This is a genomic window from Pseudoalteromonas sp. OANN1 (genome assembly GCF_024124685.1).
In the GTDB taxonomy this organism is placed as follows: domain Bacteria; phylum Pseudomonadota; class Gammaproteobacteria; order Enterobacterales; family Alteromonadaceae; genus Pseudoalteromonas; species Pseudoalteromonas piscicida.
Genome location: NZ_JAMXSE010000020.1, coordinates 86067 through 101836, shown reverse-complemented (window position 1 = coordinate 101836; position 15770 = coordinate 86067). Strand labels below are relative to the sequence as shown.

The following is a 15770-nucleotide window of genomic DNA, read 5'->3' as shown; positions in this document are numbered from 1 at the left end:
GAGGCTTTAGTTTGATTTTCGTTAAACTAAGGTTATTTGAGGTTGACGTTTACGTCAACAGGAAGTAGTCTGAAACCAATAAAATAATTTGTTGACGTAGACGTCAGCTTAGAGAATAACCAGATGATGGAGTAACCATGAAAGTACTTGTGCCAATCAAACGCGTGATTGATTACAACGTAAAGGCAAGAGTCAAATCTGACAACAGTGATGTTGATTTGAGCAATGTTAAAATGGCGATCAACCCATTTTGTGAAATCGCAGTAGAAGAGGCAGTTCGTTTAAAAGAAGCGGGCACAGCAACGGAAGTTATTGCCATATCAATTGGCGATAAAGCTTGTCAAGAGCAGCTAAGAACGGCGCTTGCACTGGGTGCAGATAAAGCGATCCACATTGAAACAGACGCAAAGCTTGAATCTCTGCACATTGCAAAACTACTGGCTAAGGTAGTGGAACAAGAAAGTCCAGAGCTGGTAATTCTAGGTAAACAGTCTATCGATTCTGATAATAACCAAACAGGACAAATGCTAGCGGCGTTAACTAAACGTGCTCAGGGCACTTTTGCCTCTAAAGTTGTAGTTGAAGGCGATAAAGTGCAAGTGACGCGTGAAGTTGATGGTGGTTTGCAAACGGTATCGCTATCACTTCCTGCTGTCGTGACAACGGATTTGCGTTTGAATGAACCTCGTTATGCTTCTTTGCCAAATATCATGAAAGCTAAGCGTAAACCACTAGATGTAATCGCAGCGGATTCGTTAGGCGTTGATTTAGCTCCTCGTATTGAATTGGTGAAAGTTGAAGAGCCAGCTAAGCGCTCTGGTGGCGTGATGGTTGAGAGCGTTGAAGAGTTAGTAAACAAGTTAAAAACAGAAGCAAAGGTGATCTCATGAGCGTATTAGTTATTGCTGAGCACGAAAATGGTGTATTGAAACCTGAAACCGCTAAGGTGGTTGCTGCTGCAACAAAAATCGCAAGCGACATTACCGTATTAGTTGCAGGTCACAACATTGCTGAGGCTGCCAATCACTCTGCTCAGATCGCTGGCGTACAAAAGGTGGTCGCGGTTGACGATGCTTCATTCGAACATCAATTGGCAGAAAACACATCTGAGCTAGTTGTTGAGTTAGCAAGTGATTTTTCACACATTTTGTTTTCAGCATCTACCACAGGTAAAAATATCGCGCCACGTGTTGCGGCGTTACTCGATAAATCACAGATCTCAGAAATTATCGATGTGATTGATGCAGACACCTTTAAACGTCCAATCTATGCGGGTAATGCAATTGCGACTGTAAAATCATTAGACTCACAAAAAGTTATCACTGTGCGTGCATCAGCATTTGATGCCGTAGAGACTCAGGCAGCATGTGACATTGAGGATCGCTCGCAAAGTATTGCCTCTCAAGTGAGTGAGTTTGTGAGCATTGAACAAACTGAATCTGAGCGCCCTGAATTAACTGCCGCACCGGTTGTTATTTCAGGTGGCCGTGGTATGCAAAACGGTGAAAACTTTGCCTTGCTAAATGGTATTGCTGACAAACTAGGGGCCGCAATTGGTGCGTCGCGTGCTGCTGTTGACGCGGGCTTTGTGCCTAACGATATGCAGGTGGGCCAAACCGGTAAGATTGTGGCGCCTAACTTATATATTGCAGTTGGGATCAGCGGCGCTATTCAACATCTTGCAGGTATGAAAGATTCTAAGGTCATTGTCGCTATCAACAAAGACCCAGAAGCTCCCATTTTCCAAGTGGCTGATTATGGCCTTGTTGCAGACCTATTTGATGCGTTACCAGAGCTTGAACAGGCACTGTAACGCTTCTTTTTGTAGCTAGCCTACATCAAGAAAAATAATTCTGGTTGTTAAAGCCGTTGTACCTTTGGTCACGGCTTTTTTCGTGTCTGGGATAAAAAACGGTAGGAATAAATATGTTATCAGGCTTAAATCACATCACAATAGCAGTATCTAACTTAAACACGTCACTTGATTTTTACTGCGGCTTGCTAGGGTTCGAGCTTTGGGTAACTTGGGACAAAGGGGCATATTTAACGCTTGGTGAGATATGGCTTTGCTTATCTTTAGGTGAGGTATCTCCAAGCTCAGATTACAGCCATATAGCGTTTCGTGTTGCTGCCGAAGACTTTACAACTTTTTCTAAAACGATATTGGAAAACGGGATTGGCTTATGGCAGCAAAATAGCAGCGAAGGAGACTCGCTCTATATTTATGACCCCGATCATCACAAACTCGAGATCCATAGTGGTAGTTTGCAAAGTCGGTTAAAAAGTTTGCAGCAGCAACCGTATTCAGGCCTCACTTGGTACAAAGCGGTGTGATTCTATTTTCTAGAATGCTTGTATCTTTAATTGCGCATTTTACTTCTGGTTACTGAGCTCCATAATAAAACAAAACATGATGGAGCAAAGTAATGGCAATTCAACTAAATGGCAAAGCACATGACATCGGTGGTCTTTCAGTAAACCGCGTACTTCCGCAGCGTGCGAAACGTATGGTAGGTCCTTTTATCTTTTTTGATCAAATGGGCCCCGGTAACTTCAGTGCTGGTGATGGGATCGATGTAAGGCCACATCCACATATTGGGCTTGCAACTCTGACTTATTTGTTTGAAGGTAACTTGCTCCATCGTGACTCTCTTGGTAATCAACTTGAGATCCACCCAGGGGATGTAAATTGGATGGTGGCAGGGAGCGGCATTGTACACTCGGAGAGAGAATCGTTTGAAACCAAAGGGCAATCACATACTATTCATGGTTTGCAATGCTGGGTGGCGCTACCGGAAGAAAATGCTGACGTTGAACCCAGTTTCTCACATATAAACCGTTTTGACTTGCCGACTAGGCAGCTAGAAGGGGTGATGGCTAGGGTCATTATCGGCAGTGCGTATGGCTTGCATTCTCCTGTACCAACATTTTCACCTATGTTTTATGTTGATGTGATGGCAAAAGCTGGCGGACATATTGAAAGGCCTGAACAGACACAAGAGGTTGGCGTATATGTGATTTACGGCGAAGTGGTGGTGTCGAATAACTTATATAGTGCAGGCTCATTTGTATTACTTGAAGACGACGACGCGCAATTACATTTCAATGAGAATAGCAGAGTGGTATTGCTTGGTGGAGAGGCGTTTAAAAAAGTCCCTTATATTGATTGGAACTTTGTTTCTTTTAGTAAACCCCGTATTGAACAAGCGAAGCAAGATTGGCGAGAGGGCAAGTTCGATAAGATCCCCGGTGATAAATTGGAGCATATTCCTTTGCCTTAGGGTGATAAAAGTACACCCAAATAGAACATGCTCTCTTTTATCTATTAATAGTCGTAACTAATATGCTGGAAGAAGCGTACGTTGATGTCTTGCTTTTCAACATTAACAGGAAGTTGCGCAACAAAGCGTTTAATCGCCGTTTCTACGTGATTCATAAAGCGACCATAGCCCATGTCTTTTTTGTCTTTGTCATTGGCAACGATGACAAAGCGAATGGTGTCCACTAGGTTTGCTTCGTTAAACAGTGAGTAAATTTGATTGTCACCGGAGCCGGTATCAAAACTCAGCTTTTGTAGCTCTCGGTTAGTATCGGACTTATCGATTTTGGCGCTTCTGACGATAGGCAGACGGCCATCGGCTACCATTGCTACCATATTGAGCTGTTTATCGGCGCAAGAAGAAAGAAATGCATCTTCTATTGTGCGATAGAATTGTCCGTAATCACCAGGGCGCATTTGGCTTTGGAACTCTGTTTTTATTGCACGTGACACTGGAATGTTAAAGGTCGCATAAGTCATTTCGCTATATTCTTCTGGTAACGTGCAGTTTCTGGCTTGATAACGTGGGTAAAGTGCACGCAACTTATAGCCATACGACTCTTTGTCGCCTTTCGCTTTGGCAAATAGGTCATAGGTTAAATGTTGATGGTCTCGCACTCTAAACTGAGGTTCTACCGAAGAAAACCCTTCTTTAAGTGCATCAAGCACCTTTTTTACTTTGCTGTGGAAGGTCGCTGCATTGGCGCGTAATTCATTTCCCGTGGCTAAAAATAATAAGCGGATTTTACGCGCTTGGTATCCATCATTGAGATAAGTTTGGTGCGCTTCGTGGAACTTAGGATTGTAGAAAAACAAAATCTGCTTTTCTGTTTGCATGGTATAGGCTTCGTCGTGGTAACGCACCACAGGCAATTTATCGTTCGCAATTACATGTACATTATGCAGTTCATATTCGTCACACAGTGCGAATAGCTGGCGAGACAAACGCTCGTAACACGCGCTGCTGGAGTCAAAACATGCATAGAATGCATCGTCCGGTTTAAACTCAGCAAGAATATAGTGGTTGTTCCTAGCCTTAGTTGATATATAAACACGATTCAAATTCATTGAAGCCATTACTTTTGTCCTTTCCTCGGTAACGTGACTTAAGCAGTGTTTGTGGTATAAACACTGAGATGGCGCAACTATAGGATGAAGTTGTGACGGAAATATTGCGCTAGAACAAAATTTGTCACAAAAACCTGATGAACATTTAACCAAATGAATAAATCCTGATACAGCGCAGATAATTGCTGTAAGTTCGGCTGAGTTTTTGTAATAATGCCGAGGTTAACTAAGAGCATAATTCAGAGGAAAGATTTCCTATGGCGGAAACTGAAAATCGCCCATCAAACTTTATTCGCAACATTATTGATGCGGATCTTGCCAGTGGCAAACATGCGTCTACGCACACACGTTTTCCACCTGAGCCAAATGGCTTTTTACACATTGGCCATGCTAAATCAATTTGCTTAAATTTTGGTATTGCCCAAGATTATCAAGGTAAATGCAACTTACGCTTTGACGATACCAACCCAGAAAAAGAAGACATCAACTACGTTAAGTCGATCCAAGAAGACGTACAGTGGTTAGGTTTTGAATGGGATGGCGAAATTTGCTACTCATCAAACTACTTTGACAAGCTCTATAACTACGCAGTTGAGCTAATCGAAAATGGCAAAGCGTACGTTTGCTTCCTGTCGCCTGAGCAGGCGCGTGAATATCGTGGCACGCTGACTGAACCTGGCAAAAATAGCCCTTATCGTGACACTTCACCTGAAGAGAACTTAGCCTTATTCGAAAAAATGAGAAATGGCGAGTTCAAAGAAGGGGAATGTGTACTTCGCGCTAAGATTGACATGGCAAGCTCATTTATGGTGCTTCGCGACCCTATTATCTATCGTGTACGTTTTGCACACCATCATCAAACTGGTGATAAGTGGTGCATCTATCCGATGTATGACTTTACGCATTGTATTTCCGATGCGCTTGAAGGGATCACGCATTCACTTTGTACATTAGAGTTCCAAGATAACCGCCGTTTGTACGACTGGGTGCTAGATAACATCAGCATCGAGTGTCATCCACAGCAAATCGAGTTTTCTCGTTTAAATCTTGAATACACAGTGATGTCGAAGCGTAAGCTCAACGACTTGGTTGTTAATAACCATGTTGAAGGGTGGGATGACCCGCGCATGCCGACAATTGCAGGCCTTCGTCGTCGAGGTTATACACCAGCTGCAATTCGCGAATTTTGTAAGCGCATTGGTGTAACCAAAATGGACAACATGGTTGAAATGGGCATGCTTGAAGCGTGTATCCGTGACGACTTAAACGAAAATGCACCACGCGCAATGGCAGTACTTGACCCTGTTAAGCTGGTCATTGAAAACTTTGATGCAGATAAAGTTGAAATGCTGCAAGCGCCTAATCACCCAACATTAGACATGGGCGAGCGTGAGCTACCGTTTACGCGCGAAGTCTACATTGAACAAGAAGATTTCCGCGTAGAAGCGAACAAAAAATTCAAACGTTTGGTGCTAGGTAAAGAAGTGCGTCTTCGTAATGCTTATGTGATTAAAGCTGAGCGCATTGAAGAAGACGAAAACGGTAATATTACGACAATCTACTGTAGTTACGACCCTGATACTTTGGGTAAAAACCCAGAAGATGGTCGCAAGGTGAAAGGCGTAATTCACTGGGTATCGGCTTCACATTGTATTGAAGCGCCAGTACGTCAGTATGACCGCCTATTTACTGTGCCAAACCCAGCGGCTGCTGAAGATTTCACGGAAGTGTTAAACCCAGACTCTTTGGTAACCATTGCGAATGCCAAACTTGAGCCAGCGCTTGCAAACGCTAAGCCTGAGCAAGGTTATCAGTTTGAGCGTTTAGGTTACTTCTGTCGTGATAACAAGTCAGAAGCGCTAATGTTTAACCAAACTGTTGGTCTACGTGATTCGTGGGCTAAGATAGAACAGCAAGGTTAATACTAAATGAGGTCGGCTTATGTCGACCTTTTTTATTGCTTTTTCTGCGTACAATTATGTCTGAAAAATCCATCCAACACTTCTATATCAACGAACAGCAGTCCATCTACTTACTGTCTCATCATGATGCAAAAAAGCACCGTCAATGGCTGAATATCTGTAAAAAACAATTGAGCCTACTTGGCTATAAACATGTTGAGGTAATTGGCTCCGGTGCATTTGGCTTCGTATTTGCTGGTACAAGTGATATGGGGAAAGACTGGGTGTTTAAATTTTCTCGGATCACGCTTGCCCAAAGTGTGCGTGATAGGCTTGAAGATGAAGGCTATATGTTGTCGCAAATTGACAATCCGATGGTGCCAAACTTCTATGCCTTTGAGCGAGTAAAGAAGCAAGGCATTTTAATGATGGAGCGTGCTCCTGGTGAAGACTTAGAAAAGATCTCGCTCAAAAAGGGCCGTTTTAAAGCGAATGAGTTGGTAAGCCTTGCGTTAAAACTCAGAAATGTGTTGGTTGATTTGCGTGAGCGTCGCAATGGTATGTCTCCTCAGCCTATCGTTCATGGAGATATCAAGCCATCCAATATCGTTTGGGATGAAGCCTCAGATGGCTTCTCTTTGGTTGATTGGGGAAGCTCAGTCTATGCTCAGGTGGACGTGTATGGCGAGCCTATCGCGAGCAATATCATGGACTTGATGTCATCTGATGTAAGTACGACTAACGCTCGGATGGGAGATGTGTACTTTATTGGCGATGAGCAAATGTCGGGTGCACAATCTTCTCCTCGCTTCGATGAGCAAGGCGTTGCATCAACGATTTATGCGCTGGCTAGTGCACAATCATGTCGTTTTGGTGCTCAGGTAATTCCTGCTAGCGCTTTGGGGCTGCCAAAAGTATTTGCGCAGGTGCTAGATGGCATGCTTAGCAAAGACAAAGCAACGAGGGACAGCGCAGGGGATTACTTTGTTCGTAATATGCCAGCAATGGCAAAAATGTATTTACCTGATTTAACACTGTCAGAGAAAAAATCCCGCATTCCTTTTTGGACCTACGAAACCACAGTTAAGCCTGAAACGGTCGTCTACAGCTCACGCAAGCAGTTTTTGCGTCGTGCTGACGATAAACACAATCTAAGAGACGTAAACGACGCGCAATTAGATAGATATTATAAAGAGTTTTTGTTTGATACCGGCGATACCGAGAAAGCCTTTTTGGCCTCAATCAGCAGACTGGCAAAATATCCGGTCGTTGGTGGTCTCAGTTTTCACTGGAAAGACGCGCAGGTATTTGTTGAGTCGAGTCTTATTTTACACGATGAAACATTGAGTCTTGCATTTAAAGACGCGTTGAACGCCACCGTAATGATTGCGCAGGGGATCAAACAAAAAGGTTTGTTTAAATGCTGTTTGTTCGACGCGCGGCAAACTATTCAATTGACTCGTGACGGCACCGGTGCATTCCAATTTGACCATCTGCCAGAACTAGAATTTAGCGTTAGCGATATTTCGAGTAATGAAATTACACGTCCGCATTCATACTTTGAAGACGGCAAAGATCCAGACGAGCAGCTGCAGCTGCCAAGACAGATAATTCAATGTGTGTTCGAGTTAAACCAAATCCATCATACAGGTTGCATCATTTTTGAATCGTTACAAGATAGGATGAAAATCCACTATTACTACCGGCTACTTGATGCTAATAAAGAAGCGCAATTTAAGGCGCTACTGACTCGGATCATGCAATACGCGGTGAGTATTCAAGATTATGGCGTAGCAGGGTTTATGAAGTTGCCCTATAAAAATACACGTGAGTTTGCTTTATGCGACCGTCAGCCTGACTTTTTCTTTCCCAAAAACCCCAAAACATTTGTTGTTAACACTTAGGTGCTACTTAGGTGTTAGTACCACTTCTGGCCAGTCATTAACTGCTAGTTCTTTACACTCATTATAGTGAAGCAGGAGTAGTAAACATGACAACACAATTTCAAATTAACGCGATTGACTACAAACAATTTAAGCATTTATTTTCTTTAAGCGATGAAGAACTAGCGGCATTACATGCCAAGAAGCTCGCTGTTGACGCTAAACCCGGCTATCCTTGTCGCGTTTCCCTACAAGAAGCTGAGATTGGGGAGGTGGTGTTGTTATTACATTATCAGCACCATACTACTTTATCGCCATATCGCTCTTCTGGGCCTATCTTTGTGAGGGAAAATGCAGTATTGGCAGACCCAAAAGTAAATGAAGTGCCAGAAATCTTGCAAACCAGATTACTGTCCATCAGGGCCTACGACAGCTTAGGTGTAATGATAGAGGCGCAAATCGTAAAAGGAATAGAAATTAAAGACTGCCTCCATACCTTATTTGACGACCATAAAATCGAATATGTGCATATTCACAATGCAAACCCCGGTTGCTTTAATTGCATAGCGTGCAGAGTATAGGAAAAAGAAGGTGGATCTGCCCAGGCTAAAACCAATCTGCTGAGTCTTTCAGAGTTGATGGTGTCAAGTTGAGGCGCTTGTCGATTTATGAAATAGTGACTATACCAATTCAAATGGCGATAACCTAGCTGACGAAGGAAAGTGATGAGCAATCAACTTGCTTGCGATAGCAATGCTATTCGTAAGTCTATAGAAGTGCTGTACAAGCAAGAAAGCCGGAAAATTTACGCTACACTGATCCGCCTTCTAGGTGACTTTGAGTTAGCGGAAGAAGCATTGCAAGACGCGTTTAATATGGCGTTAAAACACTGGCCTACTCAAGGTATGCCAGAAAACCCAGTCCCTTGGTTAATTTCTACTGGTCGCTTTAAAGCCATTGATGCAATACGTAAACAGCAACGTCAAAGAGAAAAGCTAGAAGTTGCTGCTACTGAAATGGATGAGATTTCTGACATCGCAGGCCACGCTCAAGAGCAAAACGCCAATGCAATTGAAGACGACCAATTGCGATTAATTTTTACTTGCTGCCATCCGGCTATTGATCCAAAAGTACAAGTTGCGCTTACTCTGCGGGAGGTCTGTGGACTAACAACAGAAGAAATTGCCAGTGCATTTTTGGTGTCTAACACAACAATGGCACAACGAATTGTGCGCGGTAAAGCGAAGATCCGTGATGCCCGTATTCCGTTCGAGCTGCCAGACGACACTGACTTTAACAACCGACTTGATGCGGTGCTCACGGTTATCTATCTGGTCTTTAATGAAGGGTATTCAGCAACACAAGGCGAACTTGCAATACGCAGTGAACTGACTTCGGAGGCTATCCGCTTAACTCGTTTACTTTATTCTCTGACGCCAGATCCAGAAGTGGCGGGGTTACTCGCCTTGATGCTCTTGAATGATGCAAGAAGGGCGGCGCGCACCAATGCCTGCGGTGACATTATTTTACTGGAAGATCAAGACCGAAGCCTTTGGAGTAAAGGTATGATCGCCGAAGGTACGCAGTTGGTCGCTGAAATAATGCGCGCCGGTGAATATGGCTTTTACACCATTCAGGCGGCTATCTCTGCGACCCATGCAGTTGCGATAACTGCAGCGGCGACAGATTGGTCACAGATTGTCGAGTTATATACTCAGCTACACCAAGTGAGCCCATCTCCTGTTATTGAGCTCAACCAAGCGGTCGCAATCGCTATGAAAGAGGGACCAGATGCGGGTATTACCATTATAGAGCGGCTACTAGAGCACAAAGAAATGCAAAGGTATCACTTGGCTCATGCGGCTTATGGCGAACTATTATCTCGTGCTGGCAGAACCGCAAGTGCGATTAATGCATTTAAAACGGCTCTTAATTTAACTACGCAATTACCAGAGCAAAGGGTTCTCAAACAAAAGCTTCTCAAACAAAAGCTTCTCAAACAAAAGCTTCTCAAGCTTGGTGAAAATTAATTAAGAAAATTTTCCTTACTTTGTCGATCTCTAGAGAATGCATTCGACTAGATTGTATAGAGCACTTTATTTATCAAAACCGCAGGTGATCTTTGGTTATTCAGCTCTATTTACGAAAGACAACAGGAGAATTGACGATGAAAGTAATGGTGATTGTAAAAGCAAGTGAAGGGTCTGAAGCAGGGGAGTTACCAACCGCGGAATTAATGGCTGCGATGGGGGAATTCAATAATGCATTAGTTGATGCTGGAATTATGACTTCTGGTGATGGTTTAAAGCCGAGTAAAGAGGGAGTTCGCGTTCGTTTTAAAGGCGAAGAGCGGATTGTAACTAAAGGGCCTTTTGCAGAGACTAATGAGTTAATTGCGGGTTATTGGGTTTGGGAAGTAACATCGATGGAAGAGGCGCTAGAATGGGTTAAGCGCTGCCCTAATCCCATGAATGAGGAATCAGATATTGAAGTTCGACCGTTTTATGAAATGGCTGACTTTGCAGATATTGATCCCAGCGGCGAAATCCTCGCAGACGAAGAACAATTAAGACAAAAGATTGCGATGCAAACTGCACATGTTTGCAATTATTTGTTTTTTGCAGGGCGTACCGAAGAGGCACTTGAATACTATCAACAGCATCTATATGCCAAAGTCGGTCTACTTATGCGCTTTAACGAAAGTCCAGATCCTATCCCAGATGGTGCGATACCAGAAAACTTTTCAGATAAAGTAATGCACTGTGAGTTTAGTATTGGCGATATGAAGATTTTTGCATCTGACGGCTGTGGTGATGATGCTTCGTTTGCAGGATTTAGCCTGTCTATAACAATTGATTCTGAACAAGAAGCTCACCGTGCATTCAATGCTCTAGCCGATGGTGGCACGGTCAGAATGCCATTACAAGAAACATTTTGGTCCCCCCTTTACGGTCAAGTCGTTGATAAATTCGGTGTGGCGTGGATGGTGATGCTACCTAGTAACGCCGCTAATTGACCACGAGTACGGAGTAGCTAAGTCAAAGCGAGCAGCAAAAGATGCTCGCTATTCAGATACCAATTAATAAGGAGCTGGACACACTATGAAATATGTCGCTTTGGTTTATTACGATGAACAAGCAATGGAAAAGCTCTCACAAGATGAATGGGACGCACTTAACCGTGAATGCATCGCGTGCGGGGAATCATTAAAAGACCGCGAGCAGATGATAGGGGGTAACGCGTTGCTCTCAACTCAAAGTGCGACAACATTGCGGGTACGAGCGGGTAAAGTTGATATTACCGATGGTCCTTTTGCAGAGACTAAAGAGCAGCTTGCGGGCTTCTATTTACTTGATGTTAAAGACTTAAATGAGGCTATCCAAGCGGCTAGCAAAATTCCGCCTGCACGCTATGGCAGCATCGAAATTCGGCCTGTTCGCGAGTTGCAAGACGAGAATAATGTCAGCTATGAAGCACAAAGACGTGAATAAGAGAGGGGTCAAAGATGAGTTATATTGATGGTTTTGTATGCGCTGTACCCACCAATAAGCGCGAAGAATATCGGGCGCACGCCAGTAAAGCGGCAAAAGTGTTTAAAAAGTTTGGAGCAGAACGCGTTGTCGAGGCATGGGGGGATGATGTTCCTGATGGAACGCTTACCTCTTTTCCACTGGCTGTAAAATGTAAGCCTGATGAAACTGTGGTGTTTTCCTGGATCACTTGGCCTTCAAAAGAAGTCCGTGATGCTGGAATGGCAGAAGTATTTAAAGATCCTATTTGCGATCAAGAAGCTAATCCAATGCCGTTTGATGGCAAAAGGCTTATCTATGGTGGCTTTAAGACAATAGTAGAGTATTAACCTTAGTTATTAAATTGGGCTGAGTTATCAGTCCAATTGACATGGAGATGATATATGTCGAACTTTACCATTACCACGTTTGATTGGGTGCCTGAGCTGCCAAGAGGTTATGTCCGGGATATTCGCTTGCGCTGGGCGCTAGAAGAGGCGGGAATACCCTATGATATAGAGCTTACCGCTTTCAATGAACGAGAAAATACGCATTATTTACATCAACCATTTGGCCAAGTTCCTTGGCTTAGCCATGAAGATAAGGAGATATTCGAAAGTGGTGCTGGTCTGTTATACATCGCTGAGCATAGCGATGAATTAATATCGACAGAAAATAGCTCATCGGTAATACAGTGGCTATTCGCCGCGCTCAACTCTGTAGAAATGGCGAGTCTTCCATGGACAATTTTGAAATTTTCTGGAGATACTTTTGAGAATCATGGTAGCAAAGCGATAGAGCAATTTTTACATAGCCGCTTGAAACACATGAATGAATATCTTAGGGAGAGAAACTGGTTGGCTGAGCAATTTTCTGTTGCAGACATTGCGATGGCTGATGTACTTCGTTTGGTCGATAGGTTTGATGGGCTAAAACAATATAGTTATTGCCGAAAGTATCTAGAGCAATGCGTTTCTAGAGCTGCTTTTAAAAAAGCATACAAAGATCAGCTGGAATTGTACTCTACAGTGAGGTAACCAAATAAATGGAAGGAGGTGTTTATGCAACAAATTAAAACAACATTACTATTTGTAGGCCAACATGCGGGTAATGCGAAGTCAGCTGTAGAATCTTACATCGAGCTATTTCCGAGGTCCGAAATTTTGGATATCGAACTTTATGGAGCCGACGACAATGAGCCTGAAGGTGCTGTGAAACTTTTAAAATTTGCGTTAAAGGATGTTGAGTTTTTGGCGATGGACAGTTATCTCCACCATAAATTTGGATTTACTCCTGCGATGTCAATTTATGTTGACTGTGAATCACAGCAAGAAATCGAAAAAGCTTACAGTACGCTAGCTGAAGGTGGAAAAGTGCTGATGCCACTTGGCAGCTATGGGTTTAGCCAAACTTTTGCTTGGTTAAATGACAGGTTTGGTGTGTCTTGGCAGCTAAATTTAGCGAACTAAAAAGCCAGCAATTTGCTGGCTTAATGCTTAAATTGGCGAAGTGGTAGCTTAGTTACCATTTTCCTCAGCGTACTTTTTGCACGCTTCTTTATCTTCACACTCACCGTATAGATATAGTGAGTGATTAGTCAGTTTGATGCCATTGCTGTTCGCGATTTCTTCTTGGCGTGTTTCAATAACGTCATCTTCAAACTCGACAACTTTACCACATTTTAAACATACCAAGTGATCATGGTGCGTGCTGCCAGACAGCTCGAAAACAGATTTACCGCCTTCAAAGTGGTGACGTGTTACAATACCAGCATCATCAAATTGGTTTAGTACGCGATATACCGTAGCTAGACCAATTTCTTCACCTTTGTCTAATAAGATCTTGTACACATCTTCTGCGCTGATGTGTTGATTATCAGGAGACTGAAGGATCTCTAAAATTTTGATGCGTGGAAGCGTTACTTTTAAACCAGCCTTTTTAAGCTCTAAGTTGTGATCAGTCATTAAATCTGTCTCAATCTGTTAGTTATAATTTGTCTTAGGTCAATATTCACGACGCTATACCTAAGAATAACTTGCTCGGGCAGCAAGTGCAAAGCAAATGGAATTAATCTTCCAGCTCGCTTAAGCACATTTCATCATATACTTGTGCGCACCATTGTTTAACACGTTGTTCTGTTAGCTCTGGCTGACGGTCTTCATCAATACCAAGGCCAACAAATTTACCATCTTCGACGACAGCTTTTGACGCTTCAAAGTCATAACCATCGGTAGACCAATGGCCAACAACAATAGCGCCGCGCTCAGTGACGATATCGTTGATCATGCCCATCGCATCGAGGAAGTATTCAGCATAATCTTCCTGATCGCCACAACCGAAGATAGCAACTAGCTTGCCTTCGAAATCGACTTCTTCAAGTTCAGGGAAAAAATCATCCCAGTCACATTGCGCTTCACCGTAGTACCATGTTGGAATACCGAACAATAGTAAATCGAATTCAGCAATCTCTTCTTTACTACTTTTAGCAATGTCTTTTACGTCAACGAGCTTTTTACCTAGCTCTTTTTGAATCATTTTAGCAACGTGCTCTGTATTACCAGTATCACTGCCGAAAAAAATACCTACGCTTGCCATTAATTGCTTACCTTCTATCTATTAACCGCTAACTTTTCTTGTAAGATGGTCTCTATGAGTGCACTTCGACTAATGTTTTGCGACTCTGCCATATCACTTAGCGCTTGATACAACTCTGATGAAACCTTAAATTCTACCCTTTTTAGGCCACGAGCACGATCTCTCTTGATTTGATTGCGCTTGTTAACCTTTAACTGCACTTCTCGTGGCAGTGGATTCGTCTTAGGACGTCCGGGACGTTTTTCATTTTCAAATAGGTCGATAGTCGTTCTATCTGTTTCAGCCTTGGCCATTATCCAACACCTGCGCCTTGCCAAAACACTTGGATCAAGCCTTTTGCTATAAATCCAGAGCAACCAAGAAACAACACCAGCCAAACGATATAGCGTCCGAACTTTGGCACGTCACCTTTTTTCAGTACGTCCTGAATCGCCATACCGATGAAAAAGAATATACCAGCTAGCGCAAACCACAGCCCTAGCGTTTCAAATTCATTTATAAATTGACTGACCATCTGAGCTCTACTCAATACTTAAACGGCGGCTACTATAACATAACCTAAATGCATAAATTAAGTTTATAACGGTAAATTCGATTCGTTTTATTGAAGAAAATCAATAATTGAGCGATTTACCGCTTCGGGCTTTTCAGCATGTAGCCAATGGCCCGCACCTTGTATTATTTTTGCTCGCGCATTTGGGAAAAAACGAGCGATGGCATCCCTATGCTCAGGCAGGATGTAGTCAGAATTATTCCCTTTAATGAACAAAGTATCGCACAAACAGGAATGAGTTTCATTAATATTTGATGTGATTGTATCGTATTTTTCAGTAATTACATCTAAATTGAAACGCCAAGCAAGTTTGCCTTCTTCATTCTTTGCTAAACTTTTGAGCAAAAACTGACGCACGCCGACGGTTTCAATATACTGCGACATGATGGAATCTGCTTCACTACGACTTGAAACATCACTTTTTTGCACTTCGTTCAGTGCAGCAATTATTGCATCATGTCTTGAGTGATAATCAACAGGTGCAATATCTAATACGACAAGTTTGTTGATGCTTTCTGGGAATAACTGGGCGAATTGCATTGCCACTTTACCACCCATCGAGTGACCAACGAGGTGTATTTTTTCCAGTTTTAACTCATCCATTAGTGCTTTGATGTCTTTTGCCATTATTGGATAGGACATTTGCTCATCATGAAAAGAGCGACCGTGATTTCTTAAATCGACGTTAATCACATTGAAATGTTCAGCAAGTGCTTTTGCCACGACATTTACATTTTCCAAAGAACCAAAGAGTCCGTGCATTACAAATACACTAGGTTTGGCTTGGTCGCCAATTTGTTGATAGTTTAACTGCATAAATCCTCCAAATTTGGCGCTAATTGTGACATTGAAGAGTAAAAATGCAAAGCCATAGAGTAATAAGTTAAATTTGGATATACTAAGTGACAATTGAAATGAGTTGCTCCTAATTAGCATAGATGA

General features: G+C 42.8%; 19 protein-coding genes. 13 read left to right on the top strand and 6 right to left on the bottom strand.

Features of this window, described 5'->3' with window-relative positions:
* Positions 1-137: 137 nt before the first annotated feature.
* The 4 genes from NH462_RS16370 to NH462_RS16355 all read left to right on the top strand — a co-directional run bounded on the left by NH462_RS16370 (position 138) and on the right by NH462_RS16355 (position 3281).
* A complete protein-coding gene (locus tag NH462_RS16370) occupies positions 138-890 on the top strand; it encodes an electron transfer flavoprotein subunit beta/FixA family protein (RefSeq protein ID WP_010372654.1) in 753 nt (250 codons plus the stop codon).
* On the top strand, positions 887-1813 hold the full coding sequence (locus NH462_RS16365; RefSeq protein ID WP_045963837.1) for an FAD-binding protein: 927 nt from the start codon (positions 887-889) through the stop codon (positions 1811-1813). The genes NH462_RS16370 and NH462_RS16365 overlap by 4 nt, the downstream gene beginning before the upstream one ends.
* 113 nt (positions 1814-1926) lie before the next feature.
* Positions 1927-2334 (top strand): fosfomycin resistance glutathione transferase, encoded by a 408-nt coding sequence (fos, locus tag NH462_RS16360; RefSeq protein WP_253106684.1) that lies wholly within the window; start codon positions 1927-1929, stop codon positions 2332-2334.
* Between the two features lie 92 nt (positions 2335-2426).
* Entirely contained in the window at positions 2427-3281 is an 855-nt protein-coding gene (locus NH462_RS16355; RefSeq protein ID WP_253106682.1) for a pirin family protein, read from the top strand.
* 44 nt (positions 3282-3325) lie between these two features.
* Here the strand turns inward: NH462_RS16355 and NH462_RS16350 are convergent, their stop codons facing one another.
* The gene (locus tag NH462_RS16350) at positions 3326-4396 is read right to left on the bottom strand and encodes a DUF3083 family protein (protein WP_010372664.1); all 1071 of its coding nucleotides are present in this window, start codon (positions 4394-4396) and stop codon (positions 3326-3328) included.
* 248 nt (positions 4397-4644) lie between these two features.
* Here NH462_RS16350 and glnS point away from each other — a divergent pair, with 248 nt between their 5' ends.
* The 9 genes from glnS to NH462_RS16305 all read left to right on the top strand — a co-directional run bounded on the left by glnS (position 4645) and on the right by NH462_RS16305 (position 13149).
* Positions 4645-6309, top strand: coding sequence for a glutamine--tRNA ligase (gene glnS, locus NH462_RS16345; RefSeq protein WP_253106680.1), 1665 nt, complete (start codon positions 4645-4647; stop codon positions 6307-6309).
* A gap of 56 nt (positions 6310-6365) precedes the next feature.
* Positions 6366-8192, top strand: a complete 1827-nt coding sequence (locus NH462_RS16340; RefSeq protein WP_253106678.1) for a serine/threonine protein kinase — start codon at positions 6366-6368, stop codon at positions 8190-8192.
* An 86-nt stretch (positions 8193-8278) separates the two neighbouring features.
* Positions 8279-8752, top strand: coding sequence for a DUF1203 domain-containing protein (locus NH462_RS16335; RefSeq protein ID WP_010372673.1), 474 nt, complete (start codon positions 8279-8281; stop codon positions 8750-8752).
* Positions 8753-8896: 144 nt separating this feature from the next.
* Positions 8897-10201 carry an RNA polymerase sigma factor gene (locus tag NH462_RS16330; protein ID WP_253106677.1) on the top strand — a complete coding sequence of 435 codons (1305 nt, stop codon included), beginning with the start codon at positions 8897-8899 and terminating at the stop codon, positions 10199-10201.
* Between the two features lie 137 nt (positions 10202-10338).
* A complete protein-coding gene (locus tag NH462_RS16325) occupies positions 10339-11187 on the top strand; it encodes a YciI family protein (protein WP_253106675.1) in 849 nt (282 codons plus the stop codon).
* 85 nt (positions 11188-11272) lie between these two features.
* A complete protein-coding gene (locus tag NH462_RS16320) occupies positions 11273-11662 on the top strand; it encodes a YciI family protein (RefSeq protein WP_017217449.1) in 390 nt (129 codons plus the stop codon).
* Between the two features lie 14 nt (positions 11663-11676).
* Entirely contained in the window at positions 11677-12030 is a 354-nt protein-coding gene (locus NH462_RS16315; RefSeq protein WP_017217448.1) for a DUF1428 domain-containing protein, read from the top strand.
* A 54-nt stretch (positions 12031-12084) separates the two neighbouring features.
* On the top strand, positions 12085-12717 hold the full coding sequence (locus NH462_RS16310) for a glutathione S-transferase family protein (RefSeq protein WP_253106673.1): 633 nt from the start codon (positions 12085-12087) through the stop codon (positions 12715-12717).
* Positions 12718-12741: 24 nt separating this feature from the next.
* Positions 12742-13149: a VOC family protein gene (locus NH462_RS16305; RefSeq protein ID WP_017217446.1), complete on the top strand. Its 408-nt coding sequence runs from the start codon at positions 12742-12744 to the stop codon at positions 13147-13149.
* 48 nt (positions 13150-13197) lie between these two features.
* On the opposite strand, the gene fur is transcribed toward NH462_RS16305, so the two are convergent.
* The 5 genes from fur to NH462_RS16280 form a co-directional block, all read right to left on the bottom strand.
* A complete protein-coding gene (gene fur, locus NH462_RS16300; RefSeq protein WP_010372691.1) occupies positions 13198-13644 on the bottom strand; it encodes a ferric iron uptake transcriptional regulator in 447 nt (148 codons plus the stop codon).
* Between the two features lie 103 nt (positions 13645-13747).
* A complete protein-coding gene (gene fldA, locus NH462_RS16295) occupies positions 13748-14275 on the bottom strand; it encodes a flavodoxin FldA (protein WP_010372695.1) in 528 nt (175 codons plus the stop codon).
* Between the two features lie 14 nt (positions 14276-14289).
* Entirely contained in the window at positions 14290-14568 is a 279-nt protein-coding gene (ybfE, locus tag NH462_RS16290) for a LexA regulated protein (protein ID WP_010372698.1), read from the bottom strand.
* Positions 14568-14789 carry a DUF2788 domain-containing protein gene (locus tag NH462_RS16285; RefSeq protein ID WP_010372701.1) on the bottom strand — a complete coding sequence of 74 codons (222 nt, stop codon included), beginning with the start codon at positions 14787-14789 and terminating at the stop codon, positions 14568-14570. Before NH462_RS16285 ends, ybfE begins: the two co-directional genes overlap by 1 nt.
* An 87-nt stretch (positions 14790-14876) precedes the next feature.
* A complete protein-coding gene (locus NH462_RS16280; RefSeq protein ID WP_253106671.1) occupies positions 14877-15644 on the bottom strand; it encodes an alpha/beta fold hydrolase in 768 nt (255 codons plus the stop codon).
* Positions 15645-15770: the final 126 nt, after the last annotated feature.

Excerpts from the sequence above, each read along its gene's own strand:
- NH462_RS16365 (WP_045963837.1), top strand. The coding sequence starts at position 887 with ATGAGCGTATTAGTTATTGCTGAGCACGAAAATGGTGTATTGAAACCT.
- fldA (WP_010372695.1), bottom strand. The coding sequence starts at position 14,275 with ATGGCAAGCGTAGGTATTTTTTTCGGCAGTGATACTGGTAATACAGAG.
- fos (WP_253106684.1), top strand. The coding sequence starts at position 1,927 with ATGTTATCAGGCTTAAATCACATCACAATAGCAGTATCTAACTTAAAC.
- NH462_RS16280 (WP_253106671.1), bottom strand. The coding sequence starts at position 15,644 with ATGCAGTTAAACTATCAACAAATTGGCGACCAAGCCAAACCTAGTGTA.
- NH462_RS16330 (WP_253106677.1), top strand. The coding sequence starts at position 8,897 with ATGAGCAATCAACTTGCTTGCGATAGCAATGCTATTCGTAAGTCTATA.
- NH462_RS16325 (WP_253106675.1), top strand. The coding sequence starts at position 10,339 with ATGAAAGTAATGGTGATTGTAAAAGCAAGTGAAGGGTCTGAAGCAGGG.
- glnS (WP_253106680.1), top strand. The coding sequence starts at position 4,645 with ATGGCGGAAACTGAAAATCGCCCATCAAACTTTATTCGCAACATTATT.
- NH462_RS16315 (WP_017217448.1), top strand. The coding sequence starts at position 11,677 with ATGAGTTATATTGATGGTTTTGTATGCGCTGTACCCACCAATAAGCGC.
- NH462_RS16370 (WP_010372654.1), top strand. The coding sequence starts at position 138 with ATGAAAGTACTTGTGCCAATCAAACGCGTGATTGATTACAACGTAAAG.
- NH462_RS16335 (WP_010372673.1), top strand. The coding sequence starts at position 8,279 with ATGACAACACAATTTCAAATTAACGCGATTGACTACAAACAATTTAAG.
- NH462_RS16305 (WP_017217446.1), top strand. The coding sequence starts at position 12,742 with ATGCAACAAATTAAAACAACATTACTATTTGTAGGCCAACATGCGGGT.
- NH462_RS16320 (WP_017217449.1), top strand. The coding sequence starts at position 11,273 with ATGAAATATGTCGCTTTGGTTTATTACGATGAACAAGCAATGGAAAAG.
- fur (WP_010372691.1), bottom strand. The coding sequence starts at position 13,644 with ATGACTGATCACAACTTAGAGCTTAAAAAGGCTGGTTTAAAAGTAACG.
- NH462_RS16285 (WP_010372701.1), bottom strand. The coding sequence starts at position 14,789 with ATGGTCAGTCAATTTATAAATGAATTTGAAACGCTAGGGCTGTGGTTT.
- NH462_RS16340 (WP_253106678.1), top strand. The coding sequence starts at position 6,366 with ATGTCTGAAAAATCCATCCAACACTTCTATATCAACGAACAGCAGTCC.
- NH462_RS16355 (WP_253106682.1), top strand. The coding sequence starts at position 2,427 with ATGGCAATTCAACTAAATGGCAAAGCACATGACATCGGTGGTCTTTCA.
- NH462_RS16310 (WP_253106673.1), top strand. The coding sequence starts at position 12,085 with ATGTCGAACTTTACCATTACCACGTTTGATTGGGTGCCTGAGCTGCCA.
- NH462_RS16350 (WP_010372664.1), bottom strand. The coding sequence starts at position 4,396 with ATGGCTTCAATGAATTTGAATCGTGTTTATATATCAACTAAGGCTAGG.
- ybfE (WP_010372698.1), bottom strand. The coding sequence starts at position 14,568 with ATGGCCAAGGCTGAAACAGATAGAACGACTATCGACCTATTTGAAAAT.